This window comes from Pseudomonas sp. Marseille-Q1929 (genome assembly GCF_017316265.1).
GTDB lineage: Bacteria > Pseudomonadota > Gammaproteobacteria > Pseudomonadales > Pseudomonadaceae > Aquipseudomonas.
Map to the genome: position 1 here is coordinate 231,582 of NZ_JAFLWU010000004.1, position 16,958 is coordinate 248,539.

18 protein-coding genes are annotated in these 16,958 nt (G+C 61.6%); 11 read left to right on the forward strand and 7 right to left on the reverse strand.

Annotation, left to right across the window (positions count from 1 at the left end; genetic code table 11):
• Positions 1-284 precede the first annotated feature (284 nt).
• The 7 genes from J1G37_RS08440 to J1G37_RS08470 all read left to right on the forward strand — a co-directional run bounded on the left by J1G37_RS08440 (position 285) and on the right by J1G37_RS08470 (position 5,973).
• Positions 285-1,946 (forward strand): OFA family MFS transporter, encoded by a 1,662-nt coding sequence (locus J1G37_RS08440; RefSeq protein ID WP_017738353.1) that lies wholly within the window; start codon positions 285-287, stop codon positions 1,944-1,946.
• 157 nt (positions 1,947-2,103) lie between these two features.
• Complete coding sequence (gene hisB / locus J1G37_RS08445; RefSeq protein WP_003218037.1) at positions 2,104-2,697, forward strand: imidazoleglycerol-phosphate dehydratase HisB; 594 nt, start codon at positions 2,104-2,106, stop codon at positions 2,695-2,697.
• Positions 2,697-3,335, forward strand: coding sequence for an imidazole glycerol phosphate synthase subunit HisH (gene hisH, locus J1G37_RS08450; RefSeq protein WP_124525393.1), 639 nt, complete (start codon positions 2,697-2,699; stop codon positions 3,333-3,335). Before hisB ends, hisH begins: the two co-directional genes overlap by 1 nt.
• Positions 3,336-3,593, forward strand: a complete 258-nt coding sequence (locus J1G37_RS08455) for a DUF2164 domain-containing protein (RefSeq protein WP_133076491.1) — start codon at positions 3,336-3,338, stop codon at positions 3,591-3,593.
• A gap of 39 nt (positions 3,594-3,632) precedes the next feature.
• On the forward strand, positions 3,633-4,370 hold the full coding sequence (gene hisA / locus J1G37_RS08460; protein ID WP_078740239.1) for a 1-(5-phosphoribosyl)-5-[(5-phosphoribosylamino)methylideneamino]imidazole-4-carboxamide isomerase: 738 nt from the start codon (positions 3,633-3,635) through the stop codon (positions 4,368-4,370).
• Between the two features lie 9 nt (positions 4,371-4,379).
• Positions 4,380-5,150, forward strand: a complete 771-nt coding sequence (gene hisF / locus J1G37_RS08465; protein WP_003171107.1) for an imidazole glycerol phosphate synthase subunit HisF — start codon at positions 4,380-4,382, stop codon at positions 5,148-5,150.
• Between the two features lie 67 nt (positions 5,151-5,217).
• Positions 5,218-5,973, forward strand: coding sequence for an ABC transporter substrate-binding protein (locus J1G37_RS08470; RefSeq protein ID WP_207041081.1), 756 nt, complete (start codon positions 5,218-5,220; stop codon positions 5,971-5,973).
• Here J1G37_RS08470 and J1G37_RS08475 read toward each other — a convergent pair.
• The 4 genes from J1G37_RS08475 to gpmI form a co-directional block, all read right to left on the reverse strand.
• On the reverse strand, positions 5,964-6,737 hold the full coding sequence (locus tag J1G37_RS08475; protein ID WP_207041083.1) for a divergent polysaccharide deacetylase family protein: 774 nt from the start codon (positions 6,735-6,737) through the stop codon (positions 5,964-5,966). The two genes, J1G37_RS08470 and J1G37_RS08475, sit on opposite strands and share 10 nt — an antisense overlap.
• 1 nt (position 6,738) lies before the next feature.
• Positions 6,739-8,046: a S41 family peptidase gene (locus J1G37_RS08480; protein ID WP_207041085.1), complete on the reverse strand. Its 1,308-nt coding sequence runs from the start codon at positions 8,044-8,046 to the stop codon at positions 6,739-6,741.
• Positions 8,047-8,076: 30 nt separating this feature from the next.
• The gene (locus tag J1G37_RS08485; RefSeq protein WP_124525400.1) at positions 8,077-9,372 is read right to left on the reverse strand and encodes a murein hydrolase activator EnvC; all 1,296 of its coding nucleotides are present in this window, start codon (positions 9,370-9,372) and stop codon (positions 8,077-8,079) included.
• A 259-nt stretch (positions 9,373-9,631) separates the two neighbouring features.
• Entirely contained in the window at positions 9,632-11,158 is a 1,527-nt protein-coding gene (gene gpmI, locus J1G37_RS08490) for a 2,3-bisphosphoglycerate-independent phosphoglycerate mutase (protein ID WP_207041086.1), read from the reverse strand.
• A 151-nt stretch (positions 11,159-11,309) separates the two neighbouring features.
• Here gpmI and J1G37_RS08495 point away from each other — a divergent pair, with 151 nt between their 5' ends.
• From J1G37_RS08495 to secB, 3 genes are read left to right on the forward strand one after another with little or no spacing between them, the layout of a single operon-like run.
• A complete protein-coding gene (locus J1G37_RS08495) occupies positions 11,310-11,723 on the forward strand; it encodes a rhodanese-like domain-containing protein (protein ID WP_017734846.1) in 414 nt (137 codons plus the stop codon).
• A 1-nt stretch (position 11,724) separates the two neighbouring features.
• Complete coding sequence (grxC, locus tag J1G37_RS08500; RefSeq protein WP_017734847.1) at positions 11,725-11,976, forward strand: glutaredoxin 3; 252 nt, start codon at positions 11,725-11,727, stop codon at positions 11,974-11,976.
• Positions 11,977-12,010: 34 nt separating this feature from the next.
• Positions 12,011-12,490 (forward strand): protein-export chaperone SecB, encoded by a 480-nt coding sequence (secB, locus tag J1G37_RS08505; RefSeq protein WP_003171119.1) that lies wholly within the window; start codon positions 12,011-12,013, stop codon positions 12,488-12,490.
• A 121-nt stretch (positions 12,491-12,611) separates the two neighbouring features.
• Here secB and J1G37_RS08510 read toward each other — a convergent pair whose 3' ends face one another.
• Positions 12,612-13,067: a tRNA (cytidine(34)-2'-O)-methyltransferase gene (locus J1G37_RS08510; protein WP_003171120.1), complete on the reverse strand. Its 456-nt coding sequence runs from the start codon at positions 13,065-13,067 to the stop codon at positions 12,612-12,614.
• Between J1G37_RS08510 and J1G37_RS08515 the strand changes: the two genes are divergently transcribed.
• On the forward strand, positions 13,066-13,506 hold the full coding sequence (locus J1G37_RS08515) for a hypothetical protein (RefSeq protein ID WP_207041088.1): 441 nt from the start codon (positions 13,066-13,068) through the stop codon (positions 13,504-13,506). The two genes, J1G37_RS08510 and J1G37_RS08515, sit on opposite strands and share 2 nt — an antisense overlap.
• Positions 13,507-14,043: 537 nt before the next feature.
• On the opposite strand, the gene ntrC is transcribed toward J1G37_RS08515, so the two are convergent.
• Entirely contained in the window at positions 14,044-15,480 is a 1,437-nt protein-coding gene (gene ntrC / locus J1G37_RS08520) for a nitrogen regulation protein NR(I) (RefSeq protein WP_017734849.1), read from the reverse strand.
• Positions 15,477-16,562 (reverse strand): nitrogen regulation protein NR(II), encoded by a 1,086-nt coding sequence (gene glnL / locus J1G37_RS08525; protein WP_017734850.1) that lies wholly within the window; start codon positions 16,560-16,562, stop codon positions 15,477-15,479. Before glnL ends, ntrC begins: the two co-directional genes overlap by 4 nt.
• Positions 16,563-16,958 lie beyond the last annotated feature (396 nt).

The window sequence follows — 16,958 nt, forward strand, 5'->3', positions numbered from 1 at the left end:
TATAACGCCCGTAACCGTACGTCAGTTCCCTCATCGTTACATTGTATCCAGACCCAGCAAAACGGGATTTTGGCGTCAAACAAAACAGATATCCCGAAAAAGGTGATGTCAGTTTGGTTTTTCTGTCATCCACAGGTGCTAATCTTCGCGGGTTCGTCTGCCTTCTGCGACACAACGTCGCGCATCAATGGAGCTTCACTCAACAACAACGGCCAACGCTCTGCGTGCAAGGCCGAGGGAGAGAGCGCCTGACGAACGCATACTAATAACTGGGGGAAACACCAATGAGCACTAGCACTGCGGCAGCTTCAACTGCCGCACAGCCTGCGTTCCTGTCCAAGGAGCGCATCATCGCCAAGCCCGGCTTCAACCGCTGGCTGGTTCCGCCGGCCGCCCTGGCCATCCACCTGTGCATCGGCATGGCCTATGGTTTCTCGGTGTTCTGGCTGCCGTTGTCGAAGGCGCTGGGCGTCACCAAGCCGCTCGCCTGCGCGCCAGACATGAGTTTTATCGCGCAAATCTTCTCGTCCCAATGTGACTGGCCCATCTCCATGCTGGGCTGGATCTACACCTTGTTCTTCATCTTCCTGGGCTGCTCGGCAGCGATCTGGGGCGGCTGGCTGGAACATGCCGGGCCACGCAAGGCCGGCGTTGTATCGGCGCTGTGCTGGTGTGGCGGCCTGTTGATCTCGGCGTTGGGGATCTATACCCACCAGATCTGGCTGATGTGGATCGGCTCCGGGGTCATTGGCGGTATCGGCCTGGGCCTGGGTTACATCTCGCCCGTGTCGACCCTGATCAAGTGGTTCCCGGACAAGCGCGGCATGGCCACTGGCATGGCGATCATGGGCTTCGGCGGCGGCGCGATGGTTGGCGCCCCGCTGGCAGCGGCATTGATGGGCCACTTCGCCACGCCTGACAGCGTGGGCGTATGGCAGAGCTTCCTGGTGATGGCGGCGATCTACTTCGTGTTCATGATCGGTGGCGCCTTGTCCTACCGCGTACCGCCGACCGGCTGGAAGCCTGAGGGCTGGACCGCGCCGGCGAAAAAAGCCAGCAACGCGATGATCACCCACCGTCACGTGCATGTGAATGTGGCCTGGAAAACCCCGCAGTTCCGCCTGGTGTGGCTGGTGCTGTGCCTGAACGTATCCGCCGGTATCGGCATCCTCGGCATGGCGTCGCCCCTGCTGCAGGAAGTGTTCGGCGGCAAGCTGCTGGGCGTGGATGTGCCGTTTGGCCAACTGGATGCCGGTCAACTGGCGTCCATCGCGGCGATCGCGGCGGGCTTCACCGGTCTGTTGAGCCTGTTCAACATCGGTGGCCGGTTCTTCTGGGCGTCGTTCTCCGACTACCTGGGCCGTAAAAACACCTACTTCGTGTTCTTCGCATTGGGTTTTGCCCTGTACGCGCTGATCCCGAACCTGGGTCACCTGGGCAACGTGTCGCTGTTCGTGGCGGCGTTCTGCATCATCCTGTCGATGTACGGCGGTGGTTTTGCCACGGTTCCGGCGTACCTGGCCGACCTGTTCGGTACGCAGATGGTCGGTGCGATCCACGGTCGCCTGCTGACCGCCTGGGCAGCAGCGGGCGTACTGGGCCCGGTGTTGGTGAACTACCTGCGTGAGTATCAGCTGAGCATCGGCGTTGAACGCGCTGCGGCTTACGACATCACCCTGTACATCCTCGCCGGCCTGCTGGTGCTGGGCTTCATCTGCAACCTGCTGGTGCGTCCGGTGGCCGACAAGTACTTCATGACCGACGCCGAACTGGCCGCCGAACAGGCGCTGGGCCATGACAAAGGCGCCGACGCCAGCACTTCCCTGGAGTGGAAAGCTGCGCCAGGTACTGTGCCATTGGCGATTGCCGCCTGGTTGGTGGTGGGTATTCCGTTGGCGTGGGGTGTGTGGGTGACCCTGCAGAAGACGGCGGTACTGTTCCACTAAGTTGAATACAGGCAGGTGCACCATCCTGGAGCACCTGCTTGTATGCACATGTCTATCCCCGACACTCCATCAGTCTTATCCCCTCCGATGTTTCTGTTTAGCGCCCGCGCCCCTATAATGGCTGCCTTTTTCGCCCAATGATTTTGCGGAGCTGGTGATGGCCGAACGTAAGGCGTCCGTCGAGCGCGACACTCTGGAAACCCAGATCAAAGCCTCGATCAACCTGGATGGCACCGGAAAGGCCCGATTTGATATCGGTGTACCTTTTCTTGAGCACATGCTGGACCAGATCGCCCGTCACGGGCTGATCGACCTGGATATCGTCAGCAAGGGCGACCTGCATATCGACGACCACCACACTGTGGAGGATGTCGGTATCACCCTCGGCCAGGCGTTTGCCAAGGCCATCGGCGACAAAAAAGGCATCCGTCGCTACGGCCACGCCTATGTCCCGCTGGACGAAGCGCTGTCGCGTGTGGTCATCGACTTCTCCGGCCGCCCAGGCCTGCAGATGCACGTGCCGTACACCCGCGCCACCGTGGGCGGCTTTGACGTCGACCTGTTCCAGGAATTTTTCCAGGGTTTCGTCAACCACGCCCTGGTCAGCCTGCACATCGACAACCTGCGTGGCACTAACACCCACCACCAGATCGAAACCGTGTTCAAGGCTTTCGGCCGCGCCCTGCGCATGGCCGTGGAGCTGGATGACCGCATGGCCGGGCAAATGCCCTCGACCAAGGGCGTCCTGTAATGCAGACGGTCGCGGTTATCGATTACGGCATGGGTAACCTGCACTCGGTGGCCAAGGCCCTCGAACATGTAGGTGCCGGCAAGGTGCTGATCACCAGCGATGCCAATGTGATTCGCGAAGCCGACCGGGTGGTATTCCCCGGCGTGGGCGCGATTCGCGATTGCATGGCCGAGATCCGCCGCCTGGGCTTTGACAGCCTGGTGCGCGAAGTCAGCCAGGACCGTCCGTTCCTCGGCATCTGCGTGGGCATGCAAGCCTTGCTCGACCGCAGTGAAGAGAACGACGGCGTGGACTGCATCGGCCTGTTTCCTGGCCAGGTGAAGTTCTTCGGCAAGGACTTGCACGAAGACGGCGCCCACCTGAAAGTCCCGCACATGGGCTGGAACGAAGTCAGTCAGACGGTGGATCACCCACTGTGGCATGACATCCCGGACCTGGCGCGCTTCTACTTCGTGCACAGCTACTACATCGCCGCCGGTAACCCGGCCCAGGTGGTGGGCGGCGGGCACTACGGTGTCGATTTCGCCGCCGCGCTGGCCGAGGGCTCGCGCTTTGCCGTGCAGTTCCACCCGGAGAAGAGCCATACCCATGGCCTGCAATTGCTGCAGAACTTCGCCGCCTGGAACGGGCGCTGGTAAATGGCCAAGAAGCCGAAGTTGCCGCTCTTGAACCTCACGCCCGAACAGGAGAGTGAGGCTACCCTCAAGATCAAGCGGTTCATGGAAGATCGCTTCGAGCTGAAGCTGGGTTCGTTCGAGGTCGCCGAGATCCTCGAACTGTTCACCACCGAAGTTGCGCCGCACTATTACAACCGGGCGATTTTCGATGCGCAGACGCTGCTCAAAGAGCGGTTCGAAAGCATCGAAAGCGACCTGTGGTCGCTTGAGAAACCCTGATTTCCCAAGCATTGCTGAATATCGAATAAGGTTTGCCAGATGCTGATTATCCCCGCTATCGATCTCAAGGACGGCGCCTGCGTACGTCTGCGCCAAGGCCGCATGGAAGACTCCACCGTGTTCTCCGATGACCCGGTGAGCATGGCTGCCAAATGGGTGGAAGGGGGCTGCCGTCGCCTGCATCTGGTGGACTTGAATGGCGCCTTCGAAGGCCAGCCGGTCAACGGTGAAGTGGTCACCGCCATCGCCAAGCGCTACCCGCACCTGCCGATCCAGATCGGTGGCGGTATCCGCTCCCTGGAAACCATCGAGCACTACGTCAAGGCGGGCGTGAGCTACGTGATCATCGGCACCAAGGCGGTCAAGGATCCGGCGTTCGTTGCCGAAGCCTGCCGCGCGTTCCCGGGCAAAGTGATCGTGGGCCTGGATGCTAAAGACGGTTTCGTCGCCACCGACGGTTGGGCTGAAATCAGCACCGTGCAGGTGATTGACCTGGCCAAGCAGTTCGAAGCCGATGGCGTGTCCGCCATCGTTTATACCGACATCGCCAAAGACGGCATGATGCAGGGCTGCAACGTGCCGTTCACCGCCGCGCTGGCCGCTGCGACCAAGATCCCGGTGATCGCTTCCGGCGGTATCCATAACCTGGGTGACATCAAGTCGCTGCTGGACGCCAAGGCCCCGGGCATCATCGGCGCCATCACCGGCCGTGCGATCTACGAAGGCACCCTGGACGTCGCCGAAGCCCAGGCTTACTGCGACGCCTACAACGGCTGAGGACTGACCATGGCGCTGGCCAAACGCATCATCCCTTGCCTGGACGTCGACAACGGTCGCGTGGTCAAGGGCGTCAAGTTCGAGAACATCCGCGACGCCGGCGACCCGGTGGAAATCGCCCGTCGCTACGATGAGCAAGGTGCCGACGAGATTACCTTTCTCGACATCACCGCCAGCGTCGACGGCCGCGACACTACCTTGCATACCGTCGAGCGCATGGCCAGCCAGGTATTCATCCCGCTGACCGTGGGCGGTGGCGTGCGTACTGTGCAAGACATCCGCAACCTGCTCAATGCCGGCGCGGACAAGGTGTCGATCAACACCGCCGCCGTATTCAACCCGGAGTTCGTCGGCGAAGCCGCGCAGCACTTCGGCTCGCAATGCATCGTGGTGGCCATCGACGCCAAGAAAGTCTCCGGCCCGGGCGAAACCCCGCGCTGGGAGATCTTCACCCACGGCGGTCGCAAGCCTACCGGCCTCGACGCGGTGGAGTGGGCGATGAAGATGGAAGGCCTGGGCGCCGGTGAGATCCTGCTGACCAGCATGGACCAGGACGGCATGAAAAACGGCTTTGACCTGGGCGTAACCCGTGCCATCAGCGACGCGCTGGGGATTCCGGTGATCGCTTCCGGCGGCGTCGGCAACCTGCAGCATTTGGCCGACGGCGTGATCGAAGGCCATGCCAGCGCGGTGTTGGCGGCGAGTATTTTCCACTTTGGCGAATACACCGTTCCCGAGGCAAAAGCCTACATGGCGGCGCGCGGTATCGTCGTTCGCTAAACGCTGCTGGACACCATGGCAAGTGCGCGGCACTCTCTGCGCTTGCCATGGATTCCGGTATCCCTTCATGTTCAAACAGCTGCTGCTCGCCCTCGCCAGTACGTCCATCCTTTTGACGGGCTCGGCCCATGCCGAGGAACCGTCGGGCACCGCCCTGGTGCTGCTGACGGAAAACTTCCCGCCCTACAACATGGCGAAAAACGGCAAGAACTTCGCCAAGGAAGACAACATCGAAGGCATCGCCGTGGACATCGTGCGCGAAACCTTCAAGCGCGCCGGCATTTCCTACAACCTGACCCTACGTTTTCCTTGGGAGCGCATCTACAAACTCGCCCTGGAAAAACCTGGCTACGGCGTGTTCGTGATGGCGCGCCTGCCGGATCGCGAAGCCTTGTTCAAATGGGTCGGCCCCATCGGCCCGGACGACTGGGTGCTGCTGGCCAAGGCTGACAGCAAGATCCAACTGACGGACCTCGAACACGCACGGCGCTACAAGATTGGCGCCTACAAAGGCGATGCCATTGCCGAAACCCTGGAGAAACAGGGCCTCAACCCGGTGGTGGTGTTGCGCGACCAGGACAACGCGCAAAAGCTGCTGGATGGCCAGATCGACCTGTGGGCCACCGGCGACCCGGCCGGGCGTTACCTGGCGCGCCAAGTGGGTGTGACCGGGCTCAAGACTGTATTGCGTTTCAACAGCGCGCAATTGTACTTGGCGCTGAACAAAGAAGTGCCGGATGACACGGTGAGCAAATTGCAGGCGGCGCTCGACCAATTGCGCAAAGACGGCGCTATTGACGAGATCATGGCGCGCTACCTGTAGGTGCCATCCTTGCCGTGCCCGGCCATCGCCTGATTGCTGCGCACGCTGATCATCAACTTGATATCGATCCAGTCCACGCCCTGGGCCTTGAGCTTGGGCAGTTCGCGCTCCAGCACCGCCAGGGTCTGCGGGTAGGGATGGCCGATCATCACGGCCGAGCCTTGTTTGTGGGCCAGCTTGATTGCCGTCTGCAATTGGGTGGTGATTGCCGCTTCGGTGCGCTCGTCATCCAGGAACACATCCCGCGAGACGCTGGCCAGGCCGATCTTCTGCGCCTCGGCGGCAGCGACGGTTTGCGCGCTGGTGCGGCTGTCCACAAAGAACTTGTGGCGCCGTAGCAGCTCGGCCATCAGCCACGCCATTGCCGCGGGCTGTGCGGTCATGCGGCTGCCCATATGGTTGTTGATGCCGGCGGTGTAGGGCACCGCCTTGAACGCGGCGTCCAGGCGTTTGCCGAGTTCTTCGATGGGCAGCTCGGGGTGCCAGGCGAACGGGCCGGTGGCCGGGTCCATGGGCATGTGCAGGATCACAATCTTGCCGGCCTTGTGGGCTTCGCGGGCAAATTCGGCGGCGTGGGGCGTGTCGGGCATGATCGCCGTGGTCACCGGCCCAGGCAGGGCCAGCACGCGACGATCCCGGGGCAGGTTTTGCCCGAGGTCGTCGATGATGAGGGTCAGGTAGGCTTTGTGCGGCTCGCTGGCCGGGGCCGCGTGAGCGACTCCGGCCAGGCTGCACAGCACAGCGATGATCAGGGCAAAACGCATATCAACGGCTGCGGGTGATGCTCAGGCCCTTGAGCAGGCTCAGCGCCTGGGCCAGTTGGTAGTCATCGTCCTGCGGCATCGGCTTGGCTTTGGCGCCGCTGCCGGTTGGCTGGTCGGCACCGCCGTTGCCATTGCCCAGGTGACCTTGCAGGTCCGCCTCTTTGTAGTACTCGCTGTCGGCCTCGTTGGTGATCTTGGCCTTGCGCACTTCGATGTCCGGCACGATGCCCTGGGCCTGGATCGAACGGCCGTTCGGCGTGTAGTACAGCGCGGTGGTGATCTTCAGGGCACGGTCGTTGTTCAGCGGCAGCACGGTTTGCACCGAGCCTTTGCCGAAGCTGGTGGTGCCCATCAGCACGCCGCGCTTCTGGTCTTGCAGGGCGCCGGCGACGATTTCTGAAGCCGAGGCGCTGCCGCCGTTGATCAGCACGGCCAATGGCACGTTTTCGCTGAGGTCGTTGCCGGTGGCCGAGAAGCGCAGCTCGGAGTTGGCGATACGGCCCTTGGTGTACACGATCAGGCCCTTGGTGATGAAGTGATCGACCACTTCCACCGCCGCCTGCAACACCCCGCCCGGGTTGTTGCGCAGGTCGAGCACGATGCCGTTGAGCTTCTTGCCGTTGTCCTTGCGCAGCTTGGCCAGGGCCTTGGCCACTTCGTCGCCGGTCTTGACCTGGAACTGGGTGATGCGGATGTAGCCGTAGCCCGACTCCAGCAGCTGGCTCTTCACGCTCTTGACCACAATGGTCGCGCGGGTCAGCGTCACGTCGAACGGCGTGCCGCCATCGCGCACCAGGGTCAGGGTGATTTTCTGGCCGATCTTGCCGCGCATCTTGTCCACGGCTTCGGTCATGGTCTGGCCACGGGTCGGCTGGCCGTTGATCTTGACGATAAAGTCGCCGGCCTGGATGCCGGCCTTGGAAGCCGGGGTGTCGTCGATGGGCGATACCACCTTGACGTTGCCGTCTTCGGAGCCGACTTCAATGCCCAGGCCGCCGAACTCACCGCTGGTGCTTTCCTGCAGCTCAGCGAAATCTTCCGGGCCGAGGTAGGCGGAGTGCGGGTCGAGGTTGCTGAGCATGCCCTTGATGGCATTTTCCAGCAGGGTCTTGTCGTCTACAGGGTCGACATAAGCCGCCTTGATCCGGTCCATGACCTCGGCAAAGGTGCGCAGCTCGTCCAGCGGCAACGGCGCCTTGGTAGTCACTGCGGGTGCAGCCGGTGCCGCCGGTGCGGCGAAAGCCAGAGGTGCGCCGATCACCAGGGCGATGGTCAGGGCCAGCGAAGTGAGGCGGGACAAATGCAGCATGTCGAACGAACTCCTAATGTAGATGCGGCCCTATCCTTGGGAACGGCACCATTGTGCAGGATCGCTCGGGCGGCCCTGCTGACGAATAGCGAAGTACAGCGCCGGGGTATCCTGGCCACCACTGTTACCGACAGTGGAGATGGATTCACCGGCTTTTACAACATCACCTGCCGACTTGAGTAAAGTCTGATTGTGGCCGTAAAGGCTCAAATAGCCATTACCGTGGTCCAAAATCACCAACAAACCGGCGCCCCGCAGCCAATCGGCAAACACCACGCGGCCACCGTGGACAGCGTGGACCTGGCTGCCGGAGGAGGCGCTGATCATCACCCCATCCCACTTGGCACGGGTGTCATCGCCACGGGTTTCACCGAAGCGTGCCAGTAGTCGACCATCAACTGGCCATGGAAGTTTGCCGCGGGCTGAAGCAAAAGGGCCGCCGAAGTTCTCGCCGGCGCTGGAAACCAGCGGGCCAGGGGCTGCATGCGCCGGTTTACGCGGCGCCGGAGCATCCGTGGTGGCTGCCAGCTCGGCCTCACGCTGGCGCTTTTTTTCGGCTTCCTGCTGGGCGATCAGCGCTTTCTGGCGCGCCTCTTCGGCCTCACGTGCCTGGCGGGCCAGGGTTTCTTCGATGGTCTTGAGGACTTTGCCCAGGTCGGCCTGGTCCTGCTCGCGGGCCTGGAGCTTGGCGTCGCGGGCCTTCACGTCGTCATTGAGCTTGGCCAGGGCCTGTTGGCGCTCCTTGCGTACTTGTTCCAACTGATCGCGTTGGGTGTCGAGGGCGGTTTTCTGGTCGAGCAGCTGTGATTGCTGGTCGGCAATTTCCTGTTCGACGTTGGCCAACTGGCGCAGGGTTTCGTTGAAGCCCTTCAGTTGCGCGAGACGCGCCTGGCTCAGGTAATCGTAATAAGTAAGGGTGCGCGCGAATTTTTCCGGGTTCTGCTGGTTCAGCAACAGCTTGAGGTATTCCTGGCGGCCACTCTGATAAGCGGCGCGGGCCTGGATGGCGATCAGGCGTTGCTGTTCAACGCGTGCGCCCTGGAGTTTTTTTTTCTCAGCGTCGAGTCGCTCCAGTTCCGACTCGCTCTTCTTTAATTCTTTTTGCAGCTCCTGGACCTGCTTCTCCAGCTTGCCCATCTCGGTTTCCGTGCCGCGCAGGTCTTTCTGCACCCCGGATTTTTCTTCCTGGAGCTTGCCGAGCAGCTTTTTCAGCTCGGTAATGTCCTGACGCGTAGCGTCCAACTGTTGTTGGGTTTGTGCGCGCTCATCGGCAAACGCCGGTTGGAGCAGGCAGACAAGGGCAAGGGAAATCAAGGCGCGAAGCATAGAGGCGGGCGACACCAGGGAAATGGACGGCCTAGTATGCCCGCCAACTGCTGCAAAAAAAACGCCCAATTCGGGCTGGGGGGCAAGATAGGTGCCGAGTGGCGGGGGTATGGCTAAAAGACATCTCTGAAAGCTGTGCAAAACAAATGTGGGAGCGGGCTTGCCCGCGATGGCGGTGGGTCAGCCACATAAATGTGTACTGATCTGCCGCTATCGCGGGCAAGCCCGCTCCCACACTGTTTTGTGCTGTATCCGAGATTTAGACCAGAATCGAGGTGCCGGTCATTTCAATCGGCTTCTCCAGCCCCATCAGCTTCAGCATGGTCGGCGCCACATCGGCCAACACGCCACCTTCACGCACTTTCAGATCACGCTTGCCGACATAGATGAACGGCACCGGCTCGGTGGTGTGGGCGGTGTGGGCCTGGCCGGTGGACTCGTCGGACATCTGCTCGCAGTTGCCGTGGTCAGCGGTGATCAGCGCTTCGCCGCCGACTTTTTCCAGCGCCTCGGCGATGCGGCCGACGCACTCGTCCAGGCATTCCACGGCCTTGGTCGCGGCGGCGAGGTTGCCGCTGTGGCCGACCATGTCACCGTTGGCGTAGTTGACCACGATCACGTCATAACGCTGGTGTTCGATGGCATCGACGATCTTGTCGGTGACTTCCGGCGCGCTCATTTCCGGTTGCAGGTCATAAGTGGCGACTTTGGGCGACGGGATCAGGATGCGCTCTTCGCCCGGGAACGGTTCTTCACGACCGCCGGAGAAGAAGAAGGTCACGTGGGCGTATTTCTCGGTTTCGGCGATGCGCAGCTGGGTCTTGCCGTTTTTCGCCAGGTAATCGCCCAGCACGTTTTCCAGGCTGCCTGGCGCGAAAGCGGCTGGGGCCGGGATGCTGGCGGCGTATTGGGTCAGGCCGACGTAGTGGACTTTGGGCTGGCGCACACGTTCGAACTCGCTGAAACCGTCTTCGACAAACACCCGGCTCAACTCGCGGGCGCGGTCGGCGCGGAAGTTCATGAAGATCACGGCGTCGCCGTCTTCGACTTTCACCGGCTCGCCGATAGTAGTGGCCTTGACGAACTCATCGCTCTCGCCACGGGCGTAGGCGGCTTCCAGGCCTTCCTGGGCAGTGGCGGCATTGAATTCGGCCTGGCCGTCGACGATCAGGTTGTAGGCCTGGGACACGCGATCCCAGCGGTTGTCGCGGTCCATGGCGAAATAGCGACCCACCAGGCTGGCGATGCGGCCTTTGCCCAGGGCGGCAAAGGTGGCGTCCAGCAGTTCGATGGACGATTGCGCGCTTTTCGGCGGGGTGTCGCGGCCGTCGAGGAAGGCGTGCAGGTAGATCTTGTCGGCACCGCGCTTGAAAGCCAGCTCGGCCATGGCGACCAGGTGGTCCTGGTGGCTGTGTACGCCGCCATCGGACAACAGGCCCATGAAGTGCACGGCCTTGCCGGCAGCCACGGCTTTATCGACGGCGGCGCAGATGGTCGGGTTCTCGAAGAACTCGCCGTCGCGGATCGCTTTGGTCACGCGGGTGAAGTCTTGATAGACCACTCGTCCGGCGCCGAGATTCATGTGGCCGACTTCCGAGTTGCCCATCTGGCCGTCCGGCAGGCCGACGTCCATGCCGGAACCGGAGATCAGGCCGTTGGGCATCGTCGCGGTCAGGCGGTCGAGTACGGGCTTCTTGGCCGCGTATACCGCGTTGTCGTGGTGGCTTTCACTGTGTCCGAAGCCATCGAGAATTATCAGGACCAAAGGTTTAGGCGTAGTAGTCATAGATCCTCTCGTGGCGGTAATAAAGGAAGGCGATTGAAAAGGGAGTGGCAGTTTAAAGCGAAGTTCCGACCGCGTCACCGCTTTACGGGGGTTGGCCGCCCCTGACGGCTGTGTATACTTACCGCCATTTTAACGCCCTGGAACCTCCTTGATGGTTGATCACCTGATTGCATTTGCCACTGCCCACTATCTGCTCGTGGGTGCCTTCGTCATCCTGCTGGCGCTGCTGATCGCTCACGAGATGAGCCGTGGTGGCCGCAGCCTGAGCACAGCGGAGCTGACCGCGCTGGTCAACAAGGATGAGGCCGTTGTCGTGGACATTCGCCCGGCCAAGGATTTTGCCGCCGGCCATATCGTCGGTGCCCTGAACATTCCACAGGACAAGCTGATCGCGCGCCTGGCCGAGCTGGAAAAGCACAAGGCCAAGACCATCATCCTGGTCGATGCCCAGGGCCAGCACGCCGGCACCCACGCCCGCGAAATGCTGAAGGCCGGTTTCACCGCCGCCAAACTGTCCGGCGGTATCGGCAGCTGGAAAGCCGATAACCTCCCGCTGGTGAAGTGATATGAGCCAGGTTGTCGTGTATTCCAGCGATTGGTGCCCTTACTGCATGCGGGCCAAGGCCTTGCTGGAGAAAAAGGGCGTTGCCTTCGAAGAAATCAAGGTCGATGGCAAACCCCAGGTGCGTGCCGAAATGGCCCAGAAGGCGGGACGCACGTCCGTGCCGCAGATCTGGATCGGCGCCAAGCACATCGGTGGCTGCGACGACCTGTTTGCCCTGGAGCGCGCCGGCAAGCTGGATGCGCTGCTCGCCTAACCCCTAAAAGACCCCAAGATCACAAGGATCTGCGATGACTGACCAACAGAACACCGAAGCTGCGCAAGACCAAGGCCCACAGTTCTCGCTGCAGCGCATCTACGTGCGTGACCTGTCGTTCGAAGCGCCGAAAAGCCCGGCGATCTTCCGCCAGGAATGGACGCCAAGCGTTGCGCTGGACCTGAACACCCGTCAAAAGGCACTGGAAGGCGACTTCCACGAAGTCGTGCTGACCCTGTCGGTGACCGTGAAGAACGGCGAAGAAGTGGCCTTCATCGCTGAAGTGCAACAGGCCGGTATCTTCCTGATCCAGGGCCTGGACGAAGCGTCCATGAGCCACACCCTGGGCGCGTTCTGCCCGAACATCCTGTTCCCGTATGCCCGTGAGACCCTGGACAGCCTGGTCACCCGTGGCTCGTTCCCAGCGCTGATGCTGGCACCGGTGAACTTCGATGCCCTGTACGCGCAAGAGCTGCAGCGCATGCAACAGGAAGGTTCGTCGACTGTTCAATAAGTCGACGCGGTAAAAAATGTGGGAGCGGGCTTGCTCGCGAATGCGGTACTTCAGTCGACATCTTCAGTGACTGACATACCGCATTCGCGAGCAAGCCCGCTCCCACATTTTGTTTTGTGTATTACTTGAAACCGAGTTGTCGCCAACCTTCATAGACAGCAACGGCTACGGTGTTCGATAGGTTCAAGCTGCGGCAGCCCTCACGCATCGGCAATCGCAGGCGATGGCCATCGGGCAGGGCATCCAGCACTTCGGCCGGCAGCCCACGGCTTTCCGGGCCGAACAGGAAGGCGTCGCCTTCGGCAAAGCTGGCATCATGAAACGGCCGCGAGCCTTTGGTGGTGAACGCGAACAGCCGTGGGTGCCCCAGGCTTTCCAGGCAGCTGGCCAGGTCGGCGTGGCGCTTGAGCGTGGCGTACTCGTGGTAGTCCAGCCCGGCGCGGCGCAGGCGCTTGTCGTCCATGTCGAAGCCCAAAGGTTCGATCAAATGCAGGTGGCAGCCACTGTTGGCGCACAGCCTGATAACGTTGCCGGTATTCGGCGGAATTTCTGGTTGAAAAAGGATGACGTGAAACATGCACGGCTCCGAAGGTAAAGATGCGCTGCATTCTACCCCCGAAGAGGACCCAAGGCCGAAGCTAATGCCGAGGGTCATGGGCTCTTTGGCGATTGTCGGCATGATGGTGGGGCTGATGATTGGTCGCCTGACCACTTCAGACCCGGTGGAACTGCAACAGCTTGATACAGCGGCGGACGGCGTGGTGGTGTGGTTCAACAGCGAACCCAAGCTGCACGGTGAACATATCGATGGCACCGTGGCGCTGCTGTTCGACGCCCAGGGCAAGGCGGCCAGTGGGCAGCTCAAGGTCAATGACAAGGATGTGAATTGGCGTATCCGCAAGACCGATGGCGGCCTGCTGCTGAACCTGGTGGCAGCTCGGCCGTTGCGCGGGGACTGGAAGGGTGAGGAGGCCGAAGGCCGCTGGCGGTTGGAGATCCATCTCCAGGAGCAATAAAAGAGGGAGTTCCCGGCCTGCCTGTACCAGGGCTCCCAAAACGGGGTGAAGCCGCACGGGCTTCGGTGTTAAAGAGGGAATCCCTGGCCTGCCTGTACCAAGGTTCCCCAAAGCGGTGTGGAGCGCGACGCGGTTCGCATCAAGCACCCCGGGTGTAAAGAGGGGATTCTCGGCCTGCCTGTACCAAGGTCCCCGAAACTGGGTTGTACAAGGGTTATTGCAGGGGGCGTGCCAGATTCGCCAAGTTGTGCCGAAAAAAATCTGTAGAAAGCGCAAAGCCCCGGGATACGGGGCTTTGGTGTTTTTGGTTTTCAGGTTTTTATCAGCGACGCTGAAGTTTCATGTGTTGGTTCCATGCCCAATGCCGGTTCATGGTGCCTTGAAGCGGTGCACGGTATTGGGTCCGGCACAAAACAAATGTGGGAGCTGGCTTGCCTGCGATAGCGGTGTATCAGCCAGCACATCTAGTGACTGACACGGCGCTATCGCGGGCAAGCCCGCTCCCACATTGGATTTTCGGTGGAGGTTAGAGAGATGTCAGGCGTCATCGCCCTCGTCATCATCACCACCATCAACCTTCATCCCCAACTCCTTGATCTTGCGGGTCAAGGTATTACGCCCCCAACCCAGCAACACCGCCGCATCGCGACGGCGACCAGCGGTGTGCTTCAAGGCCGTCTCGATCATGATCCGCTCAAACGCCGGCACGGCGCTGTCCAGCAGGTTCGACTGGCCGCGTGCCAGCGCCTGGTCGGCCCATTGGCGCAGCGCCTGCTCCCAGTTGGTCACCGGCGCCGAATCCTGCGGCAGGCTCAACAGCTCGGGCGGCAGGTCGCTGATGTGCACTTCGCGCCCGGACGCCATCACCGTGATCCAGCGGCAGGTGTTCTCCAGCTGGCGCACGTTGCCCGGCCATGGCAGGTTCTTCAGGTACTCCTCGGTCTCGCTTTTCAGCAGCTTCGGCTCGACGGCCAGCTCCTGGGCAGCGCGGCTGAGGAAGTGGCGGGCGAGGGTCGGGATGTCTTCGCGACGGTCCGACATGCGCGGGATGTGGATGCGGATCACGTTGAGGCGGTGGAACAAGTCCTCACGGAACTTGCCCGCGTGTACCAGGGTTTCCAGGTTCTGGTGGGTCGCCGCGATGATGCGTACGTCGACCTTGACCGGCGTGTGCCCGCCGACGCGATAGAACTCGCCGTCCGCCAGTACGCGCAACAGGCGGGTCTGGGTGTCGGCCGGCATGTCGCCGATTTCATCGAGGAACAACGTGCCGCCGTCGGCCTGTTCAAAGCGCCCGCGCCGCAGGTTGGCCGCGCCGGTGAACGCGCCTTTTTCGTGGCCGAACAGCTCGGACTCCATCAAGTCCTTGGGAATCGCCGCCATGTTCAGCGCGATAAACGGCGACGCCGCCCGGGGGCTGTGGCGGTGCAGGGCATGGGCCACCAGTTCTTTACCGGTACCCGACTCGCCGTTGATCAGCACGGTGATGTTGGAATGGCTCAAGCGCCCGATGGCGCGAAACACTTCCTGCATCGCCGGCGCTTCGCCGATGATTTCCGGGGTGCGGGTCAGGGCCGGTGGGGCTTCCTGGCTTTGCTGTTCCTGGGCGTGCTGGTTGGCGCGCTTGACCAGCGCCACCGCCTCGTCCACATCGAACGGCTTGGGCAGGTATTCAAACGCGCCGCCCTGGTAGGACGCGACAGCGCTGTCCAGGTCCGAGTGCGCGGTCATGATGATCACCGGCAGGCGCGGGTGCTGCTCGCGGATGCGTGCCAGCAGGTCCAGGCCACTGGCGCCGGGCATGCGGATGTCGGAGATGATCACGTCGGGCTGCTGGCGCGCGAGGCGGCTCATCACGCCGTCGGCGCTGTCGAAGCTCTGGGTGGTCATGCCTTCCTGTTGCAAGGCTTTCTCGAGGACCCAGCGGATAGAACGGTCGTCATCGACGATCCAGACAGTTTCACTACGGCTCATGTCGATGGGGCTCCTTGTTCCAGAGGCAGAAAGATCGAGAACGTGGTGTGGCCAGGATGGCTCTCACATTCGATCAGACCCTGGTGCTGGCTGATGATGTTCTGGGTAATGGCCAGGCCCAGCCCGGTACCGTCCGGGCGGCCGCTGACCATGGGAAAGAAGATGGTTTCCTGAAGTTCCGCAGGAATGCCCGGGCCGTTGTCGATGATCTCGACCTTGGTCACCAGGCGATGGCGCACGTGGCCGATGGTGAACTGGCGCAGGGCGCGGGTGCGCAGGCTGATGCGGCCCAGGCGCAGCTCGTTCTGGCTGCTGATGGCCTGCATGGCGTTGCGCACGATATTGAGCACCGCCTGGATCATCTGTTCGCGGTCGATCAATACGTCGGGGATGCTCGGGTCGTAGTCGCGCACCAAGGTGATGCAGCCCTGGCTTTCGGCCTCGACCAGCTGGCACACGCGCTCCAGCACCTCGTGCACATTGGTCATCGCCAGGGACGGCAGCTTGTTGGAGCCGAGCATGCGGTCCACCAGGTTACGCAGGCGGTCGGCTTCCTCGATGATGACGTTGGTGTAGTCCTTGAGGTTCTCGTCGGGCAGCTCGCGGGCCAGCAGCTGCGCCGCGCCGCGAATGCCGCCGAGCGGGTTCTTGATCTCATGGGCCAGGCCGCGCACCAGCATCTTGCTGGTCTCCTGCTTGGACAGCTGCGCTTCTTCCTTGGTGATGCGCAGCAGGCGGTCGCGGGGATGCACTTCGAGCAACAGCAGGGTCGTGCCGTTGCTGAGGATCGGGGTCACGGCGTAATCGACGGTCAGCGTCTGGCCGGTGAGGGCGGTGAGCATCGCTTCGCGCTTGGTAAACGGGTGTGCCTGCTCCACCGCCTGGCGCAACGAGCTCAAGGCTTCGGCCGACTCGGTGAACAATTCGCTGATGAACTGTCCATGGCTGCGCTGGCCGCTGATGGCCAGGAGCATCTCAGCCGCCGGGTTCATGTACTCAAGACGCAGGTCGTCGTTGAGCAGGATGGTCGCGGTGGTCAGGTTGTCGAGTAGCAAACGGTGCAGTGCATCGCTGATGGTCATCAGGACCTCTTTTGGAGCAAGGCGCGGGCTTGAGGCACGCGCTGATACAAGGAAAATGCAAAAACCAAACCAAGGCTCCGAAAAGAAGCGCGAAAGCCCTGAAATGGGGGTTTAAGGCGCGAATCTGTGGCGTTCTGCCAGCTTGCCCGGGAAGTTTCGAACCAAAATGGGCTGGCCGGTGGGAAGGGTGCAGCCTGTCGCACCAATATAGTGCGGTTTTGTGAAGCTTGTTCAGGAAGACTGCAAATGGGTGTCTGAATGCACTCTGTTCAAATGTGGGAGCAACTGTCTTGGCAGCTTTTCAAAAAGCATCATTAAGGCAGCCATAAAACCGCCCACAGCCTATGCCGTGTACTACTCCACTAGTGATCGCGTAGTTGATTACGCTACGCGATC

Coding starts and splice junctions, on each gene's coding strand:
- hisB (WP_003218037.1), top strand. CDS start 2,104: ATGGCCGAACGTAAGGCGTCCGTCGAGCGCGACACTCTGGAAACCCAG.
- J1G37_RS08480 (WP_207041085.1), bottom strand. CDS start 8,046: ATGCTGCATTTGTCCCGCCTCACTTCGCTGGCCCTGACCATCGCCCTG.
- J1G37_RS08495 (WP_017734846.1), top strand. CDS start 11,310: ATGGTTGATCACCTGATTGCATTTGCCACTGCCCACTATCTGCTCGTG.
- grxC (WP_017734847.1), top strand. CDS start 11,725: ATGAGCCAGGTTGTCGTGTATTCCAGCGATTGGTGCCCTTACTGCATG.
- J1G37_RS08470 (WP_207041081.1), top strand. CDS start 5,218: ATGTTCAAACAGCTGCTGCTCGCCCTCGCCAGTACGTCCATCCTTTTG.
- hisA (WP_078740239.1), top strand. CDS start 3,633: ATGCTGATTATCCCCGCTATCGATCTCAAGGACGGCGCCTGCGTACGT.
- J1G37_RS08510 (WP_003171120.1), bottom strand. CDS start 13,067: ATGTTTCACGTCATCCTTTTTCAACCAGAAATTCCGCCGAATACCGGC.
- hisH (WP_124525393.1), top strand. CDS start 2,697: ATGCAGACGGTCGCGGTTATCGATTACGGCATGGGTAACCTGCACTCG.
- J1G37_RS08475 (WP_207041083.1), bottom strand. CDS start 6,737: ATGCGTTTTGCCCTGATCATCGCTGTGCTGTGCAGCCTGGCCGGAGTC.
- J1G37_RS08455 (WP_133076491.1), top strand. CDS start 3,336: ATGGCCAAGAAGCCGAAGTTGCCGCTCTTGAACCTCACGCCCGAACAG.
- hisF (WP_003171107.1), top strand. CDS start 4,380: ATGGCGCTGGCCAAACGCATCATCCCTTGCCTGGACGTCGACAACGGT.
- J1G37_RS08440 (WP_017738353.1), top strand. CDS start 285: ATGAGCACTAGCACTGCGGCAGCTTCAACTGCCGCACAGCCTGCGTTC.
- secB (WP_003171119.1), top strand. CDS start 12,011: ATGACTGACCAACAGAACACCGAAGCTGCGCAAGACCAAGGCCCACAG.
- glnL (WP_017734850.1), bottom strand. CDS start 16,562: ATGACCATCAGCGATGCACTGCACCGTTTGCTACTCGACAACCTGACC.
- J1G37_RS08515 (WP_207041088.1), top strand. CDS start 13,066: ATGCACGGCTCCGAAGGTAAAGATGCGCTGCATTCTACCCCCGAAGAG.
- ntrC (WP_017734849.1), bottom strand. CDS start 15,480: ATGAGCCGTAGTGAAACTGTCTGGATCGTCGATGACGACCGTTCTATC.
- gpmI (WP_207041086.1), bottom strand. CDS start 11,158: ATGACTACTACGCCTAAACCTTTGGTCCTGATAATTCTCGATGGCTTC.
- J1G37_RS08485 (WP_124525400.1), bottom strand. CDS start 9,372: ATGCTTCGCGCCTTGATTTCCCTTGCCCTTGTCTGCCTGCTCCAACCG.